Origin of the sequence: Streptococcus sp. HMSC078H03, from assembly GCF_001808655.1 — a bacterium.
Taxonomy (GTDB): Bacteria; Bacillota; Bacilli; order Lactobacillales; family Streptococcaceae; genus Streptococcus; species Streptococcus salivarius_G.
This window is the reverse complement of the sequence record NZ_KV794107.1, coordinates 132,070-150,576: the sequence shown is the minus strand read 5'-3', so window position 1 is coordinate 150,576 and position 18,507 is coordinate 132,070. Positions and strand designations below refer to the sequence as shown.

Annotated in this window: 19 protein-coding genes; 3 read left to right on the top strand and 16 right to left on the bottom strand. The window is 41.4% G+C overall.

All coding sequences use genetic code 11. The annotated features are described in order from the left end of the window. Positions 1-170: 170 nt before the first annotated feature. From HMPREF2607_RS05915 to dinB, 14 genes are all read right to left on the bottom strand, one after another. Complete coding sequence (locus HMPREF2607_RS05915) at positions 171-2,237, bottom strand: cation:proton antiporter (RefSeq protein WP_070476308.1); 2,067 nt, start codon at positions 2,235-2,237, stop codon at positions 171-173. Between the two features lie 8 nt (positions 2,238-2,245). Then, on the bottom strand, positions 2,246-2,488 hold the full coding sequence (locus tag HMPREF2607_RS05910; protein WP_014634967.1) for a hypothetical protein: 243 nt from the start codon (positions 2,486-2,488) through the stop codon (positions 2,246-2,248). Continuing rightward, positions 2,485-3,033, bottom strand: coding sequence for a tRNA 5-(aminomethyl)-2-thiouridylate-methyltransferase MnmM (locus tag HMPREF2607_RS05905; RefSeq protein WP_014634968.1), 549 nt, complete (start codon positions 3,031-3,033; stop codon positions 2,485-2,487). Before HMPREF2607_RS05905 ends, HMPREF2607_RS05910 begins: the two co-directional genes overlap by 4 nt. Continuing rightward, on the bottom strand, positions 3,030-3,974 hold the full coding sequence (locus HMPREF2607_RS05900) for a tRNA modification radical SAM protein MnmL/YtqA (RefSeq protein WP_070476307.1): 945 nt from the start codon (positions 3,972-3,974) through the stop codon (positions 3,030-3,032). The genes HMPREF2607_RS05905 and HMPREF2607_RS05900 overlap by 4 nt, the downstream gene beginning before the upstream one ends. An 85-nt stretch (positions 3,975-4,059) precedes the next feature. Further along, positions 4,060-5,136 (bottom strand): SepM family pheromone-processing serine protease, encoded by a 1,077-nt coding sequence (locus HMPREF2607_RS05895; RefSeq protein WP_014634969.1) that lies wholly within the window; start codon positions 5,134-5,136, stop codon positions 4,060-4,062. Beyond that, entirely contained in the window at positions 5,114-5,611 is a 498-nt protein-coding gene (gene coaD, locus HMPREF2607_RS05890; protein WP_048674796.1) for a pantetheine-phosphate adenylyltransferase, read from the bottom strand. The genes HMPREF2607_RS05895 and coaD overlap by 23 nt, the downstream gene beginning before the upstream one ends. A 32-nt stretch (positions 5,612-5,643) precedes the next feature. Next, positions 5,644-6,243: a 16S rRNA (guanine(966)-N(2))-methyltransferase RsmD gene (gene rsmD / locus HMPREF2607_RS05885; RefSeq protein ID WP_073686155.1), complete on the bottom strand. Its 600-nt coding sequence runs from the start codon at positions 6,241-6,243 to the stop codon at positions 5,644-5,646. A 90-nt stretch (positions 6,244-6,333) separates the two neighbouring features. Beyond that, positions 6,334-7,287, bottom strand: coding sequence for a thioredoxin-disulfide reductase (trxB, locus tag HMPREF2607_RS05880; protein ID WP_255296714.1), 954 nt, complete (start codon positions 7,285-7,287; stop codon positions 6,334-6,336). 32 nt (positions 7,288-7,319) lie between these two features. Further along, complete coding sequence (locus HMPREF2607_RS05875) at positions 7,320-7,544, bottom strand: DUF4059 family protein (RefSeq protein WP_002884393.1); 225 nt, start codon at positions 7,542-7,544, stop codon at positions 7,320-7,322. A 212-nt stretch (positions 7,545-7,756) separates the two neighbouring features. After that, positions 7,757-8,500, bottom strand: coding sequence for an amino acid ABC transporter ATP-binding protein (locus HMPREF2607_RS05870; RefSeq protein ID WP_070476305.1), 744 nt, complete (start codon positions 8,498-8,500; stop codon positions 7,757-7,759). After that, positions 8,500-9,246, bottom strand: a complete 747-nt coding sequence (locus tag HMPREF2607_RS05865; protein WP_095559509.1) for an amino acid ABC transporter permease — start codon at positions 9,244-9,246, stop codon at positions 8,500-8,502. Before HMPREF2607_RS05865 ends, HMPREF2607_RS05870 begins: the two co-directional genes overlap by 1 nt. Positions 9,247-9,842: 596 nt before the next feature. Further along, positions 9,843-10,673 carry a transporter substrate-binding domain-containing protein gene (locus HMPREF2607_RS05860; protein WP_048674808.1) on the bottom strand — a complete coding sequence of 277 codons (831 nt, stop codon included), beginning with the start codon at positions 10,671-10,673 and terminating at the stop codon, positions 9,843-9,845. A 215-nt stretch (positions 10,674-10,888) separates the two neighbouring features. Continuing rightward, positions 10,889-11,779, bottom strand: a complete 891-nt coding sequence (locus tag HMPREF2607_RS05855; RefSeq protein ID WP_022495900.1) for a hypothetical protein — start codon at positions 11,777-11,779, stop codon at positions 10,889-10,891. 100 nt (positions 11,780-11,879) lie between these two features. Next, positions 11,880-12,989, bottom strand: coding sequence for a DNA polymerase IV (gene dinB / locus HMPREF2607_RS05850; protein WP_060971655.1), 1,110 nt, complete (start codon positions 12,987-12,989; stop codon positions 11,880-11,882). A gap of 267 nt (positions 12,990-13,256) precedes the next feature. Here dinB and pflB point away from each other — a divergent pair, with 267 nt between their 5' ends. The 3 genes from pflB (at position 13,257) to HMPREF2607_RS05835 (ending at position 17,155) form a co-directional block, all read left to right on the top strand. Beyond that, positions 13,257-15,569: a formate C-acetyltransferase gene (pflB, locus tag HMPREF2607_RS05845; RefSeq protein WP_002891716.1), complete on the top strand. Its 2,313-nt coding sequence runs from the start codon at positions 13,257-13,259 to the stop codon at positions 15,567-15,569. Positions 15,570-15,831: 262 nt separating this feature from the next. Beyond that, positions 15,832-16,617: a carbonic anhydrase gene (locus HMPREF2607_RS05840; protein ID WP_021143675.1), complete on the top strand. Its 786-nt coding sequence runs from the start codon at positions 15,832-15,834 to the stop codon at positions 16,615-16,617. 85 nt (positions 16,618-16,702) lie between these two features. After that, complete coding sequence (locus HMPREF2607_RS05835; protein WP_070476301.1) at positions 16,703-17,155, top strand: GNAT family N-acetyltransferase; 453 nt, start codon at positions 16,703-16,705, stop codon at positions 17,153-17,155. Positions 17,156-17,171: 16 nt separating this feature from the next. Here the strand turns inward: HMPREF2607_RS05835 and HMPREF2607_RS05830 are convergent, their stop codons facing one another. Both HMPREF2607_RS05830 and HMPREF2607_RS05825 read right to left on the bottom strand, forming a co-directional pair. Continuing rightward, positions 17,172-17,834 carry a hypothetical protein gene (locus HMPREF2607_RS05830; RefSeq protein ID WP_021143673.1) on the bottom strand — a complete coding sequence of 221 codons (663 nt, stop codon included), beginning with the start codon at positions 17,832-17,834 and terminating at the stop codon, positions 17,172-17,174. 87 nt (positions 17,835-17,921) lie between these two features. Further along, positions 17,922-18,425, bottom strand: a complete 504-nt coding sequence (locus tag HMPREF2607_RS05825) for a hypothetical protein (RefSeq protein ID WP_134954486.1) — start codon at positions 18,423-18,425, stop codon at positions 17,922-17,924. Positions 18,426-18,507 lie beyond the last annotated feature (82 nt).

Below are 18,507 nucleotides of genomic sequence, written 5' to 3'. Positions count from 1 at the left end.
AGTGGTTTTACCCACTACAGAAATTATAGAGCCGTTCTTTTATCACTACTCCTCTTTTATTTTCGATACGCCATACAAAATTAAGGCTGGAACGATAAGCTGTTCTATAAAAATATATGAACAAGAAGCCAAATTTTTTCTTGGCTTCTTTTTGCGATAACATTCATTGCTTAAGCTCGACCTCGAGCCAGATTAATCATATCATAGGTTAACGTGTTGCTAGTTTCTTTGAGAGAGTAATCCTCCAAAGTATTGACTTCCTTACGAAGCTGCTTGGCATAACGGCTAGAAATAAGTTCAGCCTGCTCGTACTCGTTGATAACCTTACGTTCCAAATAGTAGCCACGCAACATTTCATCAATATTGTCTGGATGAAGATGGGTGATAACCCGCTCAACAAAGGCACCTGATTGAATAATCTCAGCCTCTTGAAGGCGACTGCGTTTCAGATAAGACAAGAGATCTGAATGATAAACACCTTCCAGATTACTCAGGGCTTCCAAAATCTGCTCAGTATTTGTCAAATAGAGCTCAGTCATATGGTCGCGGTTTTCTTCCGTCAACCTAGGACCTCTTCTCGTTTCATCCTGATCAATATGAAACTTGAAAGTAAGAGCTAAGTGTAACAATCTACGAAGGCCACGCACAAAGACAGCTAGGGCGTAAGAAAGGCTAGAGACAAAACCACGGTTGATACGACGTTCCAAGCCCTTGATATAACGTTGGTAGAGATTGTATTCGAGTTCTGAAATCTTACCCTTCTTGTAGGCATATTCCAGACCCTCACTCTCAATTTCCATAATCATTACTCGGATATTGGCCAACTCTTCTTTGACATCATTTGATTCCTGCTCCAAGATTAAATCTTCCAAGCGTTGATTGTAGTTGTCAATAGTAGCATAGACAGCCCCTTGATTGGTAGACTGTTTTAGATCTTTTTCCAACTCATCGACCACATCATTGAGAATGGCAATCTGCATATAATGGTTGGTCGTGTGCGCTGGTCCAGTCGCTAGCTTAGGTAGGACTAAAATCCCTGTTAAGAAGCTCAGCAAGGTCACACCCGCTACCGTAAAAAGCAAAAGACTATGTTCCAGAGCAGTCATATTGGCAACTGGAAGCAAAAGGATGGTTGCAATGGAAACCGTTCCTTTAACACCTGAAAAGGTTAACAGAGTAGCACACTTCCAGATTTTTTTTAGTGATCGTTTGGCCCTCCAAGCTCTTTGAGCAAATACTGCACTAATCATAACAAAACGAATACCAAACATGGTCGCTGTTAGAAGGATGATAGCAAGAAGCATCCAGAGATTATCGTAAGTACTGCTACGCAGTACTGGGGCTGCTAGGGTTGGAAGTTCTGTTCCCAAGAGGAAAAAGACCATGCCATTAAGCATGAAGGTAATGGTTCCCCAAATCGTATGAGAAACACTATCCAACTTAGCATCAAAAACGGTGATTTTTTTGAAACGACTGGCAAGCGAAATCCCTGCTACGACAACAGCAATAATTCCAGAAGCATGAATTTCCTCGGCTACAAAGTAAGAGGAAATCGGTAGTACCAACTCTAGTAAGAGAGCACCTGTGACATCAGCAGCATCCATATTGTCCAAAATGGTTAAAAAGAGACGATTAAATAAGGCTGTAATCAAGCCAACTAAAAAACCACCAAGCACAGAAATAACCAAATTCCAGCTCGCCCCAAGGAGAGAGAAGGTACCTGTGGTCAATGCAGTCACCGCCACCTGAAAGGCGACCAAGCCAGAGGCGTCGTTCAGAAGACCTTCCCCCTGCAAAATGTAGCTAATCCACTTTGGAAAACTGAAACGTTTAGAAATAGCTGAATAGGCCACTAAATCCGTTGGCCCAAGAGCCGCCCCAATGGCTAGGCAGGCAGACAAAGGCACAGCAGCAGGCAAGACGGCCTTAGCAAGATAACCGATTCCCAAGGTAGACACAAAGATAACTGGAAAAATCAAAAATAGAATAAGTTTCCAGTTACGTAGAATACTGGTGATATCACTTTCTTCACCCTCCCGAAACAGCAAGGGAGCAATAATGAAAGCTAGGAAAAGTTCTGTTTCAAGCTCGAAAGCGCGTCCCTTCAAAAGAAAACCAATACCCACTCCAAAAATAATTTGAATCAAAGGTAGGGGAAGACGTGGAAAGACACGATTGATAACATTCGATAAAATCAAGCTAAAAAGAAGAACAAGCAAAGCTAATGATAAATGCATAGCTCCTCCTACCCTTCCTTATGACAACAGTTTGAGAATAGTTCTTTTTGCTTACTAATTTTTTTATCAATGGCAGTGACATCTTCTTTGGCCAAAAGTTTATGGCAACGTTCAACCTCAAGACTAGCTAACTTTTTCTTAATTTTAGCCGTTTTACGATTATCAACCTTTTTTAAAGTATCCTCGGCACTTTGCTTATCTATATATTTGGCCTGCATATCTGCAAGCTTCTCTTTAATATCTGTAATCATTGTAATTTCTCCAACATCACCAAAAATGGTGGGGTATTAATTTGATTAAGGGGTTGGTAAAGCATGGCTGTAAAATCACGCTGGTCCAAACCGATAACGTACTCAAGCACAGCATCCTTCTCCATATCGCCGCCATCATGACCATAGTAAATCATAATAGCTAAACGACCACCCACCTCTAAGCGGTCAAGAATTTTCTCAATGGCCTCAAGAGTCGTGTGGGGTTTGGTGATAACACTCTTATCTGCAGATGGCAGATAGCCCAGATTGAAAATAGCTGCACGAATCGGTTCCGTGACATAACGGTCCAGATTTTCATGACCATCTAAAATGAGTTCCGCATTTTCAATTTCCAAGTCCGACAAGCGTTGACGAGTCTTTTCGAGCGCCTGCTCCTGCACGTCAAAGGCATAAACCTTCTTGGCAAGACCAGCCAGAAAGGCTGTGTCATTACCGTTTCCCATGGTTGCATCGACAGCAACACTCTCATCATCCAGCACTTCTGCTAGAAAGTCATGAGACAGATGAATTGGTCGTTTAATCATGCTTTTTCCTCCTTCTCGTTAGCTACTTTGCACCCTTGCCATGAGTCACGACGTTCCATCTCTTTGTCAATGGCATTAAGGACTTCCCACTTGTTGAGACTCCACATAGGACCAATCAACATATCTCGCGGCGCATCACCAGTAATCCGATGAATGACGATATCCTTAGGGATGATTTCCAACTGGTCACAGATGATTGACACATACTCTTCCTGGCTCAGCAATTTAAGACGCCCCTCGTGGTAATCTCTTTGCATACGCGTATTGGTCATCAGGTGGAGGAGGTGGAGTTTGATTCCCTGAATGTCATTGTCCGTCACACAACGGCGAACATTTTCCACCATCATCTCGTGGGTTTCCCCTGGCAATCCATTAATCAGGTGCGATACAATTTCAGCCTTGGGCGCACGCTCACGCAGGCGCTTCACGGTCTCCACGTAGAGTTCATAGCTGTGTGCTCGGTTAATGAGTTCTGACGTTTCTTCATAAGTCGTCTGCAAACCAAGTTCAACAGTCACATGCATACGTTCTGTGAGTTCTGCCAGATAATCAATCACATCATCTGGCAAACAGTCTGGGCGAGTACCGATATTGATGCCAACAACACCAGGCTCATTGATTGCCTGTTCGTAGCGGTCCTTAATAACCTCAAGCGGAGCATGGGTATTGGTAAAATTTTGAAAATAAACCAGATATTTCTGAACTTCTGGCCACTTGCGGTGCATAAAGTCAATCTCATGGTAAAACTGCTCACGAATCGGCGCCTCAGGAGCTACAATGGCGTCCCCAGACCCCGATACCGTACAAAAGGTACAGCCACCGTGAGCCACTGTGCCATCACGGTTGGGACAATCAAAGCCCGCATCTATAGGAAGTTTGAAAATCTTTTCGCCAAAAATTTCACGATAGTAATCATTGACTGTTCTATAACGTTTTTTCATAAAGACTATTATAACACTTTGACCTTAAAAAGAGAGTAAGACTAGGACAAAAATCATGGATTTCTGCCTGTCCTACTCTCTCTTCTTACTTAGTCTTTTTCAAATAATCAATGGCTTCTTGAGCTGTTTTAACAGGGACGATTTTCATCTTGGTTCCCAGTTTCTTGGCAGCTTCCTTGGCCTCTTGATAGTTGGTTTTGGCATCCGGATCAGCCTTTTTCATTTCCTTGGTTACCGGATTATTTGGTACAAAGAAAATGTCTGCACCACTATCAGCCGCTGATTTCACCTTAAGGTAGGCACCACCGATATCACCGACAGAACCATCCTTTTCAATGGTTCCTGTTCCAGCAATCTTACGACCAGCCTTAAGATTTTGACCAGACACCTGATCGTAAATAGCTAAGGTAAACATAAGACCCGCACTTGGGCCGCCAACACCATCAAGTTTAAACTTCACATTTTCAGGACTTTTGACCTCGGTATGATCTGTCAAACCGATACCAATACCATTTTTACCATTGGCAATCTTGATAATCTTACCAGTAGCAGTCTTTTCTTTGTCATCTGTCGTATAAGTGACCTTGACTTTTGAACCCAACTTAAGTCCCTGAACGTATTTAATCAAGTCAGCAGAATTATCAAAAGACTTGCCATTGACAGCTGTCACCGTGTCCGCAATATTGAGGACGCCCTTGAAGCTAGAATCGTCAGCCACCTGAAGCACATAGACACCCATATACTCCAAGCTAGCCTCCTTACCAGCCAGAGTCAAGCCCTGATAAATCGCTTGGTTTTGGGAAGTCTCCATGTAAAATTGGTTGATACGCATGAAATCTTCATCAGAGTAATTTCCAGTTGCCTCTTCAGCTGTTTGAAGCTTTGCAAAATCATTAAGCTGAGCATAGAGCATCAAGGCTAAAGTCGCCTTGGTTTGAGCTACCGCCACAAAATTGTAGGATCCTTTTGAATCATCAGCTTTCTTGTCTACAGTCAAGACTTCCTTGGTATCAAAAGCACCACCCGGAAGCTCAACATAATAATTATTTAGCGGGAAAAAGAGGGCAAATAGGAGGAAAAGTACCGTAAAAATACTTAACAACCACCACTTAATCCGCCAAAGTTTCCCTAATAGTGATTTAGATTCGTTCTTGTTTGCCACGCTTGGCCTCCACTTCCTTAACAACTGCTTGAGGAACATAAGAACTAATGTCTCCCTCAAAATAAATCAACTCACGCACACGACTTGAAGAGACTGGTGTTACCTCATGACTGGCAATCAAATAAACTGTTTCTAACTCAGGTGCCAACCCCTTATTGAAATAATCCATATTGGCTTCATAGTCGAAATCTGTCGCATTACGAAGGCCTCGAACCAAATAAGTCACCCCAAGATCTCTAGCGACATCTACAGCCAGACTATCGTGGGCCGTTATAATCTTGACATTGGGAAGATCTGCCACAACCTCTTCCAGGATACGCTTGCGAGTCTCCACATCCCAGAAGCCCTGCTTATTTTTATTATAAAAGAGACCGATATAAAGCTCATCAAAGAGCTTGCTGGCTCTGGCAATAATATCCATATGCCCATTAGTAATCGGATCAAAAGACCCCGTAAACATAGCAATCTTTGTCATAGCATTCCTTTCTACAACTTCCCTATAAAAGGCTAACGCACGTAAACGGTCACCTTACTGATACCATAGGTTTTCTGTTTCCAAATCCCAAAGTTTGAAATTTCTTCAGGCAAGTCCACAGCCTTATCAGTTTCACAAACCAACATAACTTCCTCAGCCAAGAGTCCTTGCTCCTCTAACTGAGTAATATTGGCCACAATCTGCTCTTTGGCATAAGGTGGATCTAAAAGCACCAAGTCAAACTTTCCTGTCAATTGTGTCAGCGCACGTACTGCATCCATCTTCAAAAGCTGGAACTGTTTCTCACTCTTTGTCATCTTGATATTTTCCTGGATAACAGCCTGTGCCCGACGATCCTTTTCCACGAGGACAGCAAAAGACATGCCACGACTAATTGCCTCAATGGCCAGACTACCGCTCCCCGAGAACAAATCCAAAACACGTCCTCCATCAAAGAAAGGACCAATCATATTGAAAATGGCACCCTTGACCTTGTCCGTTGTTGGACGAGTCGTTTTGCCTTCTAACGTTTTAAGCGGACGCCCGCCAAATTCACCTGCTACAACACGCAAGTCGGTCACCTCGTTTTTACTGATTTTTAGTAAGACTTTTCTATTATAACAAAAAATCACACTTAGATGTTGGTCCAAAGGGGACTAGACAAGCTAAATCCCCCCAAGAGAACACAAAAAACTCGAGAAGCTCCCGAGTTTTCATTCATTTTACTTATCACCAAGTGCAGTCACGTAGTTATAAGCTTCGATACCAGCTGTGGCACCATCACCTACGGCTGTTGTAATTTGGCGAAGGTCTTTCTGACGGACATCCCCAATGGCAAAGATACCAGGAATACGTGTCGCCATCTTATCATCTGTAATTACCCAACCGTCCTGGTCAGTGATGTCGAGACCTGTCAAGTAATCTGAAACAGGATCAAGTCCCACATAAACGAAGACACCGCCAAATTCGTGGTTAGTCACCTCACCAGTTTTGACATTCTTGATATCAACACTGCGAACCTTGATGTCATCACCCTTGATTTCTTCAACGACTGAGTCCCAGATAAACTTAACCTTTTCATTGGCGAAGGCGCGGTCTTGAAGAACCTTTTGGGCACGCAATTCATCACGACGGTGAACAATGGTCACGCTATTAGCAAAGCGTGTCAAATAAATTCCTTCTTCAACGGCAGAGTCTCCACCACCAACAACCAAGAGGTCTTGATTACGGAAGAAGGCACCATCACAGACCGCACAGTAAGACACCCCACGGCTGTTATACTCTTCTTCGCCAGCAACACCAATGTGGCGGTGTTTGGCACCAGTCGCAATGATAACTGTCTTGGTTTGGTACTCTTCATCACCAGTTTTGACAACTTTATAGTCACCCTTGTCTTCGATACCAGACACGATACCATAAAGATTTTCAACGCCCAATTTTTCCAAAGGTTCGAACATCTTCATTGACAATTCTGGACCAGAAATACTTTCAAAACCAGGGTAATTTTCAATATCAGACGTATTATTCATCTGTCCACCAGGAGCACCTTGCTCCAAAGTTGCCACTTTAAGGTTGGCACGTGCTGCATAGAGTGCTGCAGTCATCCCCGCAGGACCAGCTCCAATAACAATTGTATCGTACATGAGTAACTCCTTATATGATTTTCTTGTAGAGATATCTTACACCTAATGTGCCAACAAAGCTAGAATTATGCATTCAGCACGATAAGAATCGCCATAAAAGCAAATGCCAAAACGGGAATCGAAACCATCGACATCATAATAGCATCATAGAGGGCACCTTGACGCTCCTTCACAGTTTTGTCCGCACGACGTAAAGCACGCCATCCAAGCCAAATGGCACCAATCACCAAGCACACAAAGAAAGCAATCACAAGGCCTAAGAGGTAAAATTTAAAAATATTTAATAACATAAATCATCCTAAAGTGAGAAATAGAAAAGGCTGAGATAACATTCTCCAACCTCTAAATTCGACTAGTAATAACTGCACGATGCAGTCTCTGATTGGACACTTAGTCGCCTTTGAAACATTCAAAAGTTCCTAATCATCCTTGTGGGACTTTGACTATGGACTAAAGTATCGTCCACTCCCACTACCTTTTCTATTGTAACAAAAATCCCATCTTAAAGATATTGTTTTGAATAAGAAGCGAAAAATTCTTTTGTTCGTTCTTCTTTTGGATGGTTAAAGATTTCATCAGGTGTTCCCTGTTCAAGGATACGACCTTTTTCAAGGAAGAGCACCTTGTCAGCCACTTGATAAACAAAGTTCATGTCGTGACTGACCAAAATCATGGTTTGACCTGACTTAGCCGCATCAGCGATTGATTTTTCAACCTCACCAACCAACTCAGGGTCAAGAGCAGATGTTGGTTCGTCAAGCAAGAGCACATCAGGCTTCATTGCAAGGGCACGGGCCAAGGCCACACGTTGTTTTTGACCACCCGACAAGTGACGTGGGTAGTGATTTTCACGATTAGAAAGCCCAACCTTAGCGAGCTCTTCTTTGGCAATCTTGGTAGCTTCTTCGTCAGAAAGTTTCTTAACAATCTTAAGACCTTCCTTAACATTATCCAAGGCTGTACGACGTTCAAAGAGGTTGAACTGTTGGAACACCATGGCCAACTTACGGCGAAGCGTAAGAATTTGTTCTTTAGTGATAGTCTTGAAGTCTACTTTAAAATCATCAATGGTAATAGTGCCAGAATCAGGTTGTTCCAAATAGTTCAAGCTACGAAGGATAGTTGACTTACCTGCACCAGAGGCACCGACAAGCGCTACAACTTCACCTTTTTTAATATCGAAGTTAATGCCATCAAGAACCTTTTGGCCTGAAAATTCCTTGGTCAAATTTTTGATGCTAATCATTAGCGGTCCCCTCCAATTCCAGAAATGTCAGTCGCTTCAGGCGCCTTAATAGCCATGTGATTTTCAACTGAACGACCAATGTACTCAATCAAGATTGAGATTGCCCAGTATACAAGGGCAACTGAGATATAACGTTCAAAGTAACGGTAGTCAGCACCACCCAAGATTTGAGCCTGTGCATACATTTCGACGATACCTGCACTAAAGGCAAGTGATGTTCCCTTAGTCAAACCAATCAGACTGTTAATCAAACTTGGTGTCGCAATAACCGCCGCATTTGGAATGATGACACGACGGTAAACTTGTGCTGATGTCATCCCAAGAGAACGGGCAGCTTCGATTTCCCCAGCGTCAACGGCCTGAATCGCTGCACGGATGGTCTCACTCATGTAAGCTGCTTCATTAAAGGCAAAGGCTGTAATAGCGAAGATAGCTGGTGGAATCTCATTAATGTTCCAATCTAAGCCGAACTCACCATTCAAGTAACGAAGGAAGAGTGGAATACCATAGTAAGTCAACATGAGTTGTACAAGGATTGGTGTCCCACGCAAGAAGCTCACAAAAACGGCTTGAATTGGATAAAGGATACGTACTCGATTAATTTTAACAACCGCAAAGACAAGGGCCAAAATCAAACCGAAGAAGGCACCTGCAATAGTCAATCCCAAAGTTAAAGGCAAGCGTTCCACAATCTTAGGAACAGCATCGAAGACAGCCTTCCATGAGAAGAGCTTACCAGCTGGCATCCAAGATGAAATCCATTTGAAGACAACCGTAACCAGTTGCAAAATATAACCCCAAAGAATTTCTACTAGCCAAGACAAGGGAATGGCTAAATCAACAGCTACTGCCAAACCAACCAAGCCAATGATAACTTGGAGATACCAAGGTGACCGATTAAATGCTTCTATACTCTTTTTCACAATGTCGCCCTTTCTTTCTAAAAAAGTAGGTTAGCCTAGTGCTAACCATTCAAATATCTTATCATAATTTTATAGTATTCATTTTAGCACGACTCAGAAAGTCTGTGAAATAGTCTTTTCTTATCATAGTGATAAGAAAATCGTATCACTGATAGCAATACCTTATTAAGACTAAAAAGATTTGAACTCATTCCTTATTTCACGAACAAAGTGAGCATAAACCGAGGCTTTCCGACGTGAGAAAAACACCTGAAACTTTAAAGTTTCAGGTGTTCGGAAGTTTTGAGACCTTAGGCTCAAAACTTAGTCATGGAACTTCGAAGAAGGTCGCTGACGTCCGTCATCACCTCAGGAAAGCCTCAAAAGAAAGCTTTGTCTTCAATCCAAAGCTGAGACAGCAGTCTCAACTTTTCGCAGTCTTATTTCAAATCACTGACGTAATCGCCACCGAAGTATTCCTTGCTGAGTTTGGCAAGGGTCCCATCCTTCTTGAGCTCTTTGATACGTTTATTGACAAAGGTCTTGAGTTCCTTACCTTGCTTATCATTTGAGAATAGAAGATATTCAAGACCATCAGTCTTCATACCGATATCGTCTTTAATCTTGTTTACAGCTAGCTTATAGCCTTGATCTTTGACAATGTACTCAGAGGAAATGGCATCGTAAAGGATAAAATCAATTTTTCCTTCTTGAATATGTTGAATACGTGTTGAAAGACCCGTTGAGCTAGAAGCATAGTTGATAGTAATTGGTGTCTTGTCCGCATTGGCATGGTTCCAATTTTCAAGCAACTGAGCATAGTTAGAGCCAGGAAGCACCTCTGTCGTCTTACCAGACAAATCGTCTAGGCTAGTATACTTGGTACCCTCAGCACTAGTGATGGCATAGTTAGAACGTGAAATCGGATCTGAGAAACCATATTTCTGCGCACGTTCTTCATTATAGTTGAAGTCGTTAGCTGCAATCTGATAACGTCCAGAATCCACCCCTGTCAAGATGGAATCAAAAGGTGTCGTTACAAACTTGACCTCATATTTGTCCGAATCCTTGAAAATAGCCTTGACCAAATCAATATCATAACCCTTGAAGTCGTCACCTTTTTTGAAAGTGAAAGGCGCCGTATCAGAGTCTGTCGCAACAGTAATCGTCTGCTTTTCACCAGATGCCTTACTGTCACTCTTGTTCCCACAAGCAGCCAAAGTCAAAACTGACAAGCCAAGAATCCCTAAACCTGCAAGCCATTTTTTCATATCTATAATCCTCGATACTTTCATTAATAGTTAGTGATAACAGTTTATCATCTTCCTCCAAACTCGTCTAATAATAAAATCCTAAGAGGTGATAGAAAATGGTTATAGTGGGAATGGATACAACGAACAATAAGAAAAGAGCTGCCACTGGTGTGACAACTCTTCTCACCAAAAAAAGCTTTCCGTACATGTTTAACATCAAATGCAATAAAACTCTATTTATCCTTACTTGATGACTTACTACTTGAATCGCTACTGTCTTCAGGTTGATAATCTGATAAATTCTTATGGATGCGTTCAGCGTAAACAGCTCTGCTTCCTGATTCATCATGGTCAACCAAGGCTTCGGCAAGCTCTTTATAATCTTCTACAGAAATAGTCCAGTTACCCCCATCATCTTTGGTTAGCTTGAAGGTCTTTTCTAGATCATCAGCACCTGTCAAAGGTGTATAGGCCATTTCTTTATCAATATCCTTAAATTGTGTCAAATCGCCGTTAAAGTTTTCACCATAAAGGAATTTCGTTGTGAGATCTTTGGCTTTACCTTTTTCTACATCGTTGTTATCAGCTTGATTCCACTGTTTCAACTTGTCAATGTCGTTATCATAGAGACTCATAAGGAGAGTACGAACAGCAGCTGCAGCACCATAGGCACTAACAGAGCGTGAAGTAAAGGTAACTGTCGCTTCATTTCCTTTAACTTTGACATCTTTCAGCTTATAGTCCTGAATCTTACCAATCATATTACGACGGACCTTGAGGAACTTAGAAAGCACTTGGGTTGGTGTCTTAGCATCATAACCTTCAATGTATTTAAACGTATACTTGTCTTCCGGTGTATACCCCTTTTCTTCGATAGTATCTGCAACTTGTTTTTCAAAGACTTTCGTTTCAGTCCAGGCTTCGTAATTTTCACCGTAGAGTTTTGAAAAACCGTTACTAGATTTTCCAAGCATAGTATCAATTAAAACTGTCGCATCAGCCTTGGCACGTTCTGTCGGAGTTGGTGTCGCTTTTTTCTTCTCAGCTGGCTTATTGGAAGCACAAGCTACGAGAAGCAAGCAAGCTGCCAGAATCAGTCCTAAATAGGTAAGAACTTTTTTCATTAAGATTATTCCCTCATTTCTTTTAGTTACTATTTAAGATAGCATAGGTCTGATGATTCTTCAAGGTCACTTTCCAAAAGAAAAAATCAAAACTCTACTATTATAATGACTCCAAATCATCTAGGTCCAATTGCCTGCCTTCTTGATCTTCCAGACCCGTCAGCGTCACACCGAGCAGGCGAACACCACTACTATTTTCCTCCAGTTGGTCAAAAATGGTATGGGCAGTCCTTTCGATGGCCTCAAAACCCTGGGTTGATTTGTCCAAGGTCATACGCTTGGTTAAGGTCGAAAAATCCGAATAACGGACCTTAATGACAACGATTCGACCAACTTTTTTATTTTTCTGGGCACTTTCAGCCACCCGTCTAGCATTCTTTGTCAACTCAGCCTTGATATCATCTTCATTATAAAGAAGCTTGCCATAGGTTCGCTCACTTCCGATAGATTTACGGACACGATTGGGCCTGACAGGACTATTGGAAATCCCTCTAGCCTTACGAAAGAGATCAAATCCGAAGCGTCCAAAACGATCAATCAGCGTCATCTCAGGAATCTTCAGAAGATCGGCACCGGTGTATATTTCCATGTCGTGAAGACGTTCAACTGACTTTTTACCTACTCCATGAAACTTTTCAATAGGGAGCTTTTCCAAAAATTCCTGAGCCTCCTCTGGAAGCACCACCGTCAAACCAGCAGGCTTTTGAAAATCAGAAGCTAGTTTGGCGATAAATTTATTGTAGGAAACGCCTGCTGAACAAGTCAGGTGAAGTTCCTGCCAGATGTCATACTGGATAAGTTTGGCTACCTTAACCGCGGATTTGATACCAAGCTTATTTATCGTCACATCAAGATAGGCTTCGTCGATAGACATAGGCTCTACCAAGTCGGTATAGCGTTTAAAAATCTCACGAATTTGCATCCCTACCTCTCGGTAATGGCTATAATTTCCTGAGATGAAGACAGCATTAGGACAACGTTCATAGGCTTCCTTAGAAGACATGGCTGAATGGACACCATATTTTCTAGCCTCATAATTACAAGTTGATACCACACCACGTCCCCCTGTTTTTCTAGGATCATGACCGATAATAACCGGCTTGTCCTTAAGACTGGGGTCATCCCTCATCTCGACCTGAGCAAAAAAGGCATCCATGTCAATATGGATGATTTTCCGACTGGTATCATTTATTAGAGGAAACTCTAACATGGCTCCCTGCCTCCGTTCTCAGATTTATCTCATTGTAAAGCTTTTCACATAAAACTTTGGGCCTACAAAGCATTCTCCCCTTATGATACCAAAATCTATCAAAAAACAGAAATTTATAATACAGATTTGTCGTTTTCAAAACTGTATTATAAAAGAATGTCTCTAAAAATGGAGTTTTAAAGTTGTGTAAGCGGTTACTGTGTGATAGAATACTTCTAGAGAATGTAACAGATGATTTTGTTACTAGAATTATAGGAGATCCAAACTATGGCAACGGTTAAAACTAACACAGATGTTTTTGAAAAAGCGTGGGAAGGCTTTAAAGGAACTGACTGGAAAGAAAAAGCTAGCGTTTCACGTTTCGTTCAAGCAAACTACACACCTTATGATGGTGACGAAAGCTTCCTTGCAGGACCAACTGAACGCTCACTAAAAATTAAAAAAATCGTAGATGAAACTAAAGCAGGCTATGAAGCTGAAGGACGCTTCCCAATGGATACTCGTCCAACTTCAATCGCTGACATTGACGCAGGATATATTTCAAAAGAAGATGAACTTATCTATGGTATCCAAAATGATGAGCTCTTCAAATTGAACTTCATGCCTAAAGGTGGTATCCGTATGGCGGAAACTGCTTTGAAAGAACACGGTTATGAACCAGACCCAGCTGTACACGAAATTTTCACAAAATACGTGACTACAGTTAACGATGGTATCTTCCGTGCTTACACTTCAAACATCCGTCGTGCACGTCACGCTCACACAGTTACTGGTCTTCCAGATGCATACTCACGTGGACGTATCATCGGGGTTTACGCTCGTCTTGCCCTTTACGGTGCTGACTACTTGATGCAAGAAAAAGTTAACGACTGGAATGCTATCAAAGAAATCGACGAAGAAACTATCCGTCTTCGTGAAGAAGTTAACCTTCAATACCAAGCACTTCAAGACGTTGTTCGCCTTGGTGACCTTTATGGTGTAGATGTTCGTCGTCCAGCCTTCGATACTAAAGAAGCTATCCAATGGACAAACATCGCCTTCATGGCAGTATGTCGTGTAATCAACGGTGCCGCTACTTCACTTGGTCGTGTGCCAATTGTCCTTGACGTATACGCAGAACGTGACCTTGCTCGTGGTACTTACACTGAATCAGAAATCCAAGAATTCGTTGATGATTTCGTTATGAAACTTCGTACAGTTAAGTTTGCTCGTACAAAAGCTTACGACCAATTGTACTCAGGTGACCCAACATTCATCACAACTTCTATGGCTGGTATGGGTGCTGACGGACGTCACCGTGTTACTAAGATGGACTACCGTTTCTTGAACACTCTTGATAACATCGGTAACTCTCCAGAACCAAACTTGACAGTTCTTTGGACTGACAAATTGCCTTACTCATTCCGTCGCTACTGTATGCACATGAGCCACAAACACTCTTCTATCCAATACGAAGGTGTAACTACTATGGCTAAAGACGGATACGGTGAAATGAGCTGTATCTCATGTTGTGTATCACCACTTGACCCAGAAAACGAAGAACAACGTCACAACATCCAATACTTCGGTGCTCGTGTTAACGTACTTAAAGCCCTTCTTACTGGTTTGAACGGTGGTTACGACGATGTTCATAAAGACTACAAAGTATTTGATATCGATCCAATCCGTGATGAAGTTCTTGACTTTGACACTGTTAAAGCTAACTTCGAAAAATCTCTTGACTGGTTGACTGACACTTACGTAGATGCCCTTAACATCATCCACTACATGACTGATAAGTACAACTACGAAGCTGTTCAAATGGCCTTCTTGCCAACTAAACAACGTGCTAACATGGGATTCGGTATCTGTGGTTTCGCAAATACTGTTGATACATTGTCAGCAATCAAATACGCTACAGTTAAACCAATCCGTGACGAAGATGGCTACATCTACGACTACGAAACAATCGGTGAATACCCACGTTGGGGTGAAGATGACCCACGTTCAAACGAATTGGCAGAATGGTTGATCGAAGCTTACACTACTCGTCTTCGTAGCCACAAACTCTACAAAGATGCAGAAGCTACAGTTTCACTTCTTACAATCACTTCTAACGTTGCTTACTCTAAACAAACTGGTAACTCTCCAGTTCACAAAGGGGTATACCTCAACGAAGATGGTTCAGTGAACTTGTCTAAATTGGAATTCTTCTCACCAGGTGCTAACCCATCTAACAAAGCTAAAGGTGGATGGTTGCAAAACTTGAACTCACTTGCAAGCCTTGACTTCGGTTATGCGGCTGACGGTATCTCACTTACTACTCAAGTATCACCTCGTGCCCTTGGTAAGACTCACGACGAACAAGTTGACAACCTCGTAACTATCCTTGACGGATACTTCGAAAACGGTGGACAACACGTTAACTTGAACGTTATGGACTTGTCAGATGTATACGAAAAGATCATGAGCGGTGAAGATGTTATCGTACGTATCTCTGGATACTGTGTAAACACTAAATACCTCACTCCAGAACAAAAAACTGAATTGACACAACGTGTCTTCCACGAAGTTCTTTCAATGGACGACGCTTTGGGATAAAATAACTAAAGAGCTCGCAATAGCGGGTTCTTTTATTTTTGCAAAAAACTAGATTTCATTATATTTTTCTAAAACTACTATAATTTACATTTGACTTTTTATCAGATTAGCTATAAAATAAAAGCGTTTCCGTTTGGTATCTCCAAACACTTCCTTCTCAGAAGCACCTTAGAGAAACGGTACTCAATGACTGTTTAACGGATGATTTCTAATAACACGTAGACTATCATTGTTATAAGATTAAAGAGTATAAGGAGGACAAATGAAAAAGAAAAGTTTTAAGATAATTGGATTAGTCTCTCTCGTAGCAAGTACTGTCCTACTCGTAGCCTGCCAGTCTGATACAAAAAACGAATCCTCAACAAAGTCCAAGGACGTTCAATGGGGGTATACTGGTGCTACTGGTCCAGACCATTGGGGTGACCTTTCTAAAGATTATGAACTCAGCAAAAATGGTAAAGAACAATCTCCGATCAATATCACCGGGGCTGAGGACGTTGATCTTCCAGAACTAAACCTTAATAATCAAGAATCAGAAGCTCAAGTTGAAAATAACGGGCATACAATTGAAGTCAGCTTTAAAAATCCAAAGAATACCCTAACGATTGGTGATGATGTCTATAAATTACAGCAGTTTCATTTTCACGCACCTAGTGAGAATGAAATTGATGGTCATACTTATCCTCTAGAGGGGCACTTCGTCTATAAGACAGATAATGGGAAAATCACAGTTGTCTCAGTTCTCTATAATTATGGCGATGAAAATCAAGCCTTAAAACAAATCTGGGATAAAATGCCTCAGGCGGCCAATACAGAAACCGAGCTTCCTCAGACTATATCACTAGACGATTTCTATCCTGAAGACAAGGACTACTACAACTTCGAAGGTTCCTTGACAACACCGCCATGTACTGAGGGTGTTAACTGGATTGTCTTCAAGAATCAAGAAACCGTTAGCAAGGAACAAGTGGAAAAATTCACCCAAACCCTTGGATTTGAAAATAACCGCCCTATCCAAGATACAAACGGTCGAAAAATTAAAGAATAAAACAAGATAAAAAGCTTGATGATACCTCCTCGCATCGGGCTTTTTTTCGTTGACAATTAGTTATAGACTTTGTTACACTTGCCCTATGATTATCAAACATACAAGAGACACACTCTCAGAAACTTACCTCGATGCCGTAGCCATCCGAAACACTGTTTTTGTAAAGGGTCAAGGCGTTCCTCGCTCCATCGAGATTGATGCGAATGAAGCCTACTGCATCCACTTTGTTCTATATGATGACAAAGGCAAGGCTGCAGCAACCGTACGCCTACTACCGAATAAAGACTTGACTCAGGTTACCCTCCAACGTATGGCTGTGCTCGATGCCTACCAAGGTCAAGGTCTGGGGAGCATTCTCCTAAAAGAAGCTGAAGATTTTGCACAAGAACAAGGCTTCCAGACTATTTCTCTCCATGCTCAACTCGGGGCACTTAAGTTCTACCTCAATAATGGCTATCAAGAAGTCGGTAACATCTTTGAAGAAGCTGGTATCCAACACATTACTGTTGAAAAATCCTTACTAAGTAAAAAAGCTTAAGCAATAGGTCAACTGCTTAAGCTTCTTCTTTTGCCGCAAATATAGGATAACCATGCTCGACAGCCAGAACTGTGACATTTTCTCTAGCTTTTAATCTCTCTGTGATTTTTTTCCAGCTACGATTTCCCATAATGATAACGATCATCGTTACCATATAAACTAAAACAGCAGGATATCTAGCAAAGTCGGTAAATGTCAATTTTAGGGACTCCAGAATTTTCCTGAGTATAAAGGCGTAACCAATCACAATATGAGTAAGCCCACAAAAGTACCCTAAACATATAAGCAAATACTCTATTTGAAGCTTCTTGGAACGCTTTTTGTAGAGTAACTTATAGTCTTGACTGTACTTTTCAAACACAGGAAAATGAATATCAAACCCTCTTCTCATATGAAGGACTTTTAAATCGGGTTGGGCACGATACCCAAGGCAATGAATCAGTTTGTATAGTAGCTCTCTTATCAAAATATAAAAAGAAATAATAAGGTTAGATAACAAGCTAATAAATACCAAAACTACAAAAGAGCCTACATCTCTATCCGTCGTCAAAAAAATAATCACCACTGTAAAACACATACCACAGACAAAGAGACTACTCCCGTTAAGCATGCAAAAGAGCAGACTCAGAAACCGAGGGACAAATCTACTTTGTTTAGGTGGCTTAAGCGACCGTTGCATTATGAACTCCTTCTTCATGATTCCAATCAAAACATGGTAATTTTTGATTAACTTGGTGAGCCCTTCGTATAAGCATCACTTTAGTCTTTATTTCTTTAGAAAAATAGGGTAAAAATACTCCTCTGAGATAACTTTTAAGTTAAAATAACGGACAAAGTGACTTTTCAGATGTATGAGCCATCTTACAGAAAAAATCAAAACACCACATAAGAGCAAGAAGATTATATAACCAACTTTTCCTAAGGTGAAGCTATAACCGATTAGAACGACTAAGATGATGAAGAGGTAGAGTCTACCAAGAGTCGCTAGGAAATAAAGAAATTGATGTCTAAGAGAGCGCTTATCATATAGTATTTTGTAGGCATCTGTCGTTTTTTCAAAAAATACTATATATGACGTTCTACCTCGGTAATCCTCTTCTCCAAAGGGGCGGGCATGATAACCACAGAAATGAAAAAGTTTAAATATGATGCCATGTCCCATCCTATAAAATGTCACACCCAAAAGTATGACAGCAATAACTTTTGGAATATCCACCTCTTGCCCGACCTGACCAACACCAAATAGATGCTTCAGCCATACAAATGTCACATAAGACAAGACTATCAAACATATCTTCAAAAAGATAAACAATTGTGTCGCCCCGGCACTAATCTCACCTTCTAGAGGATTA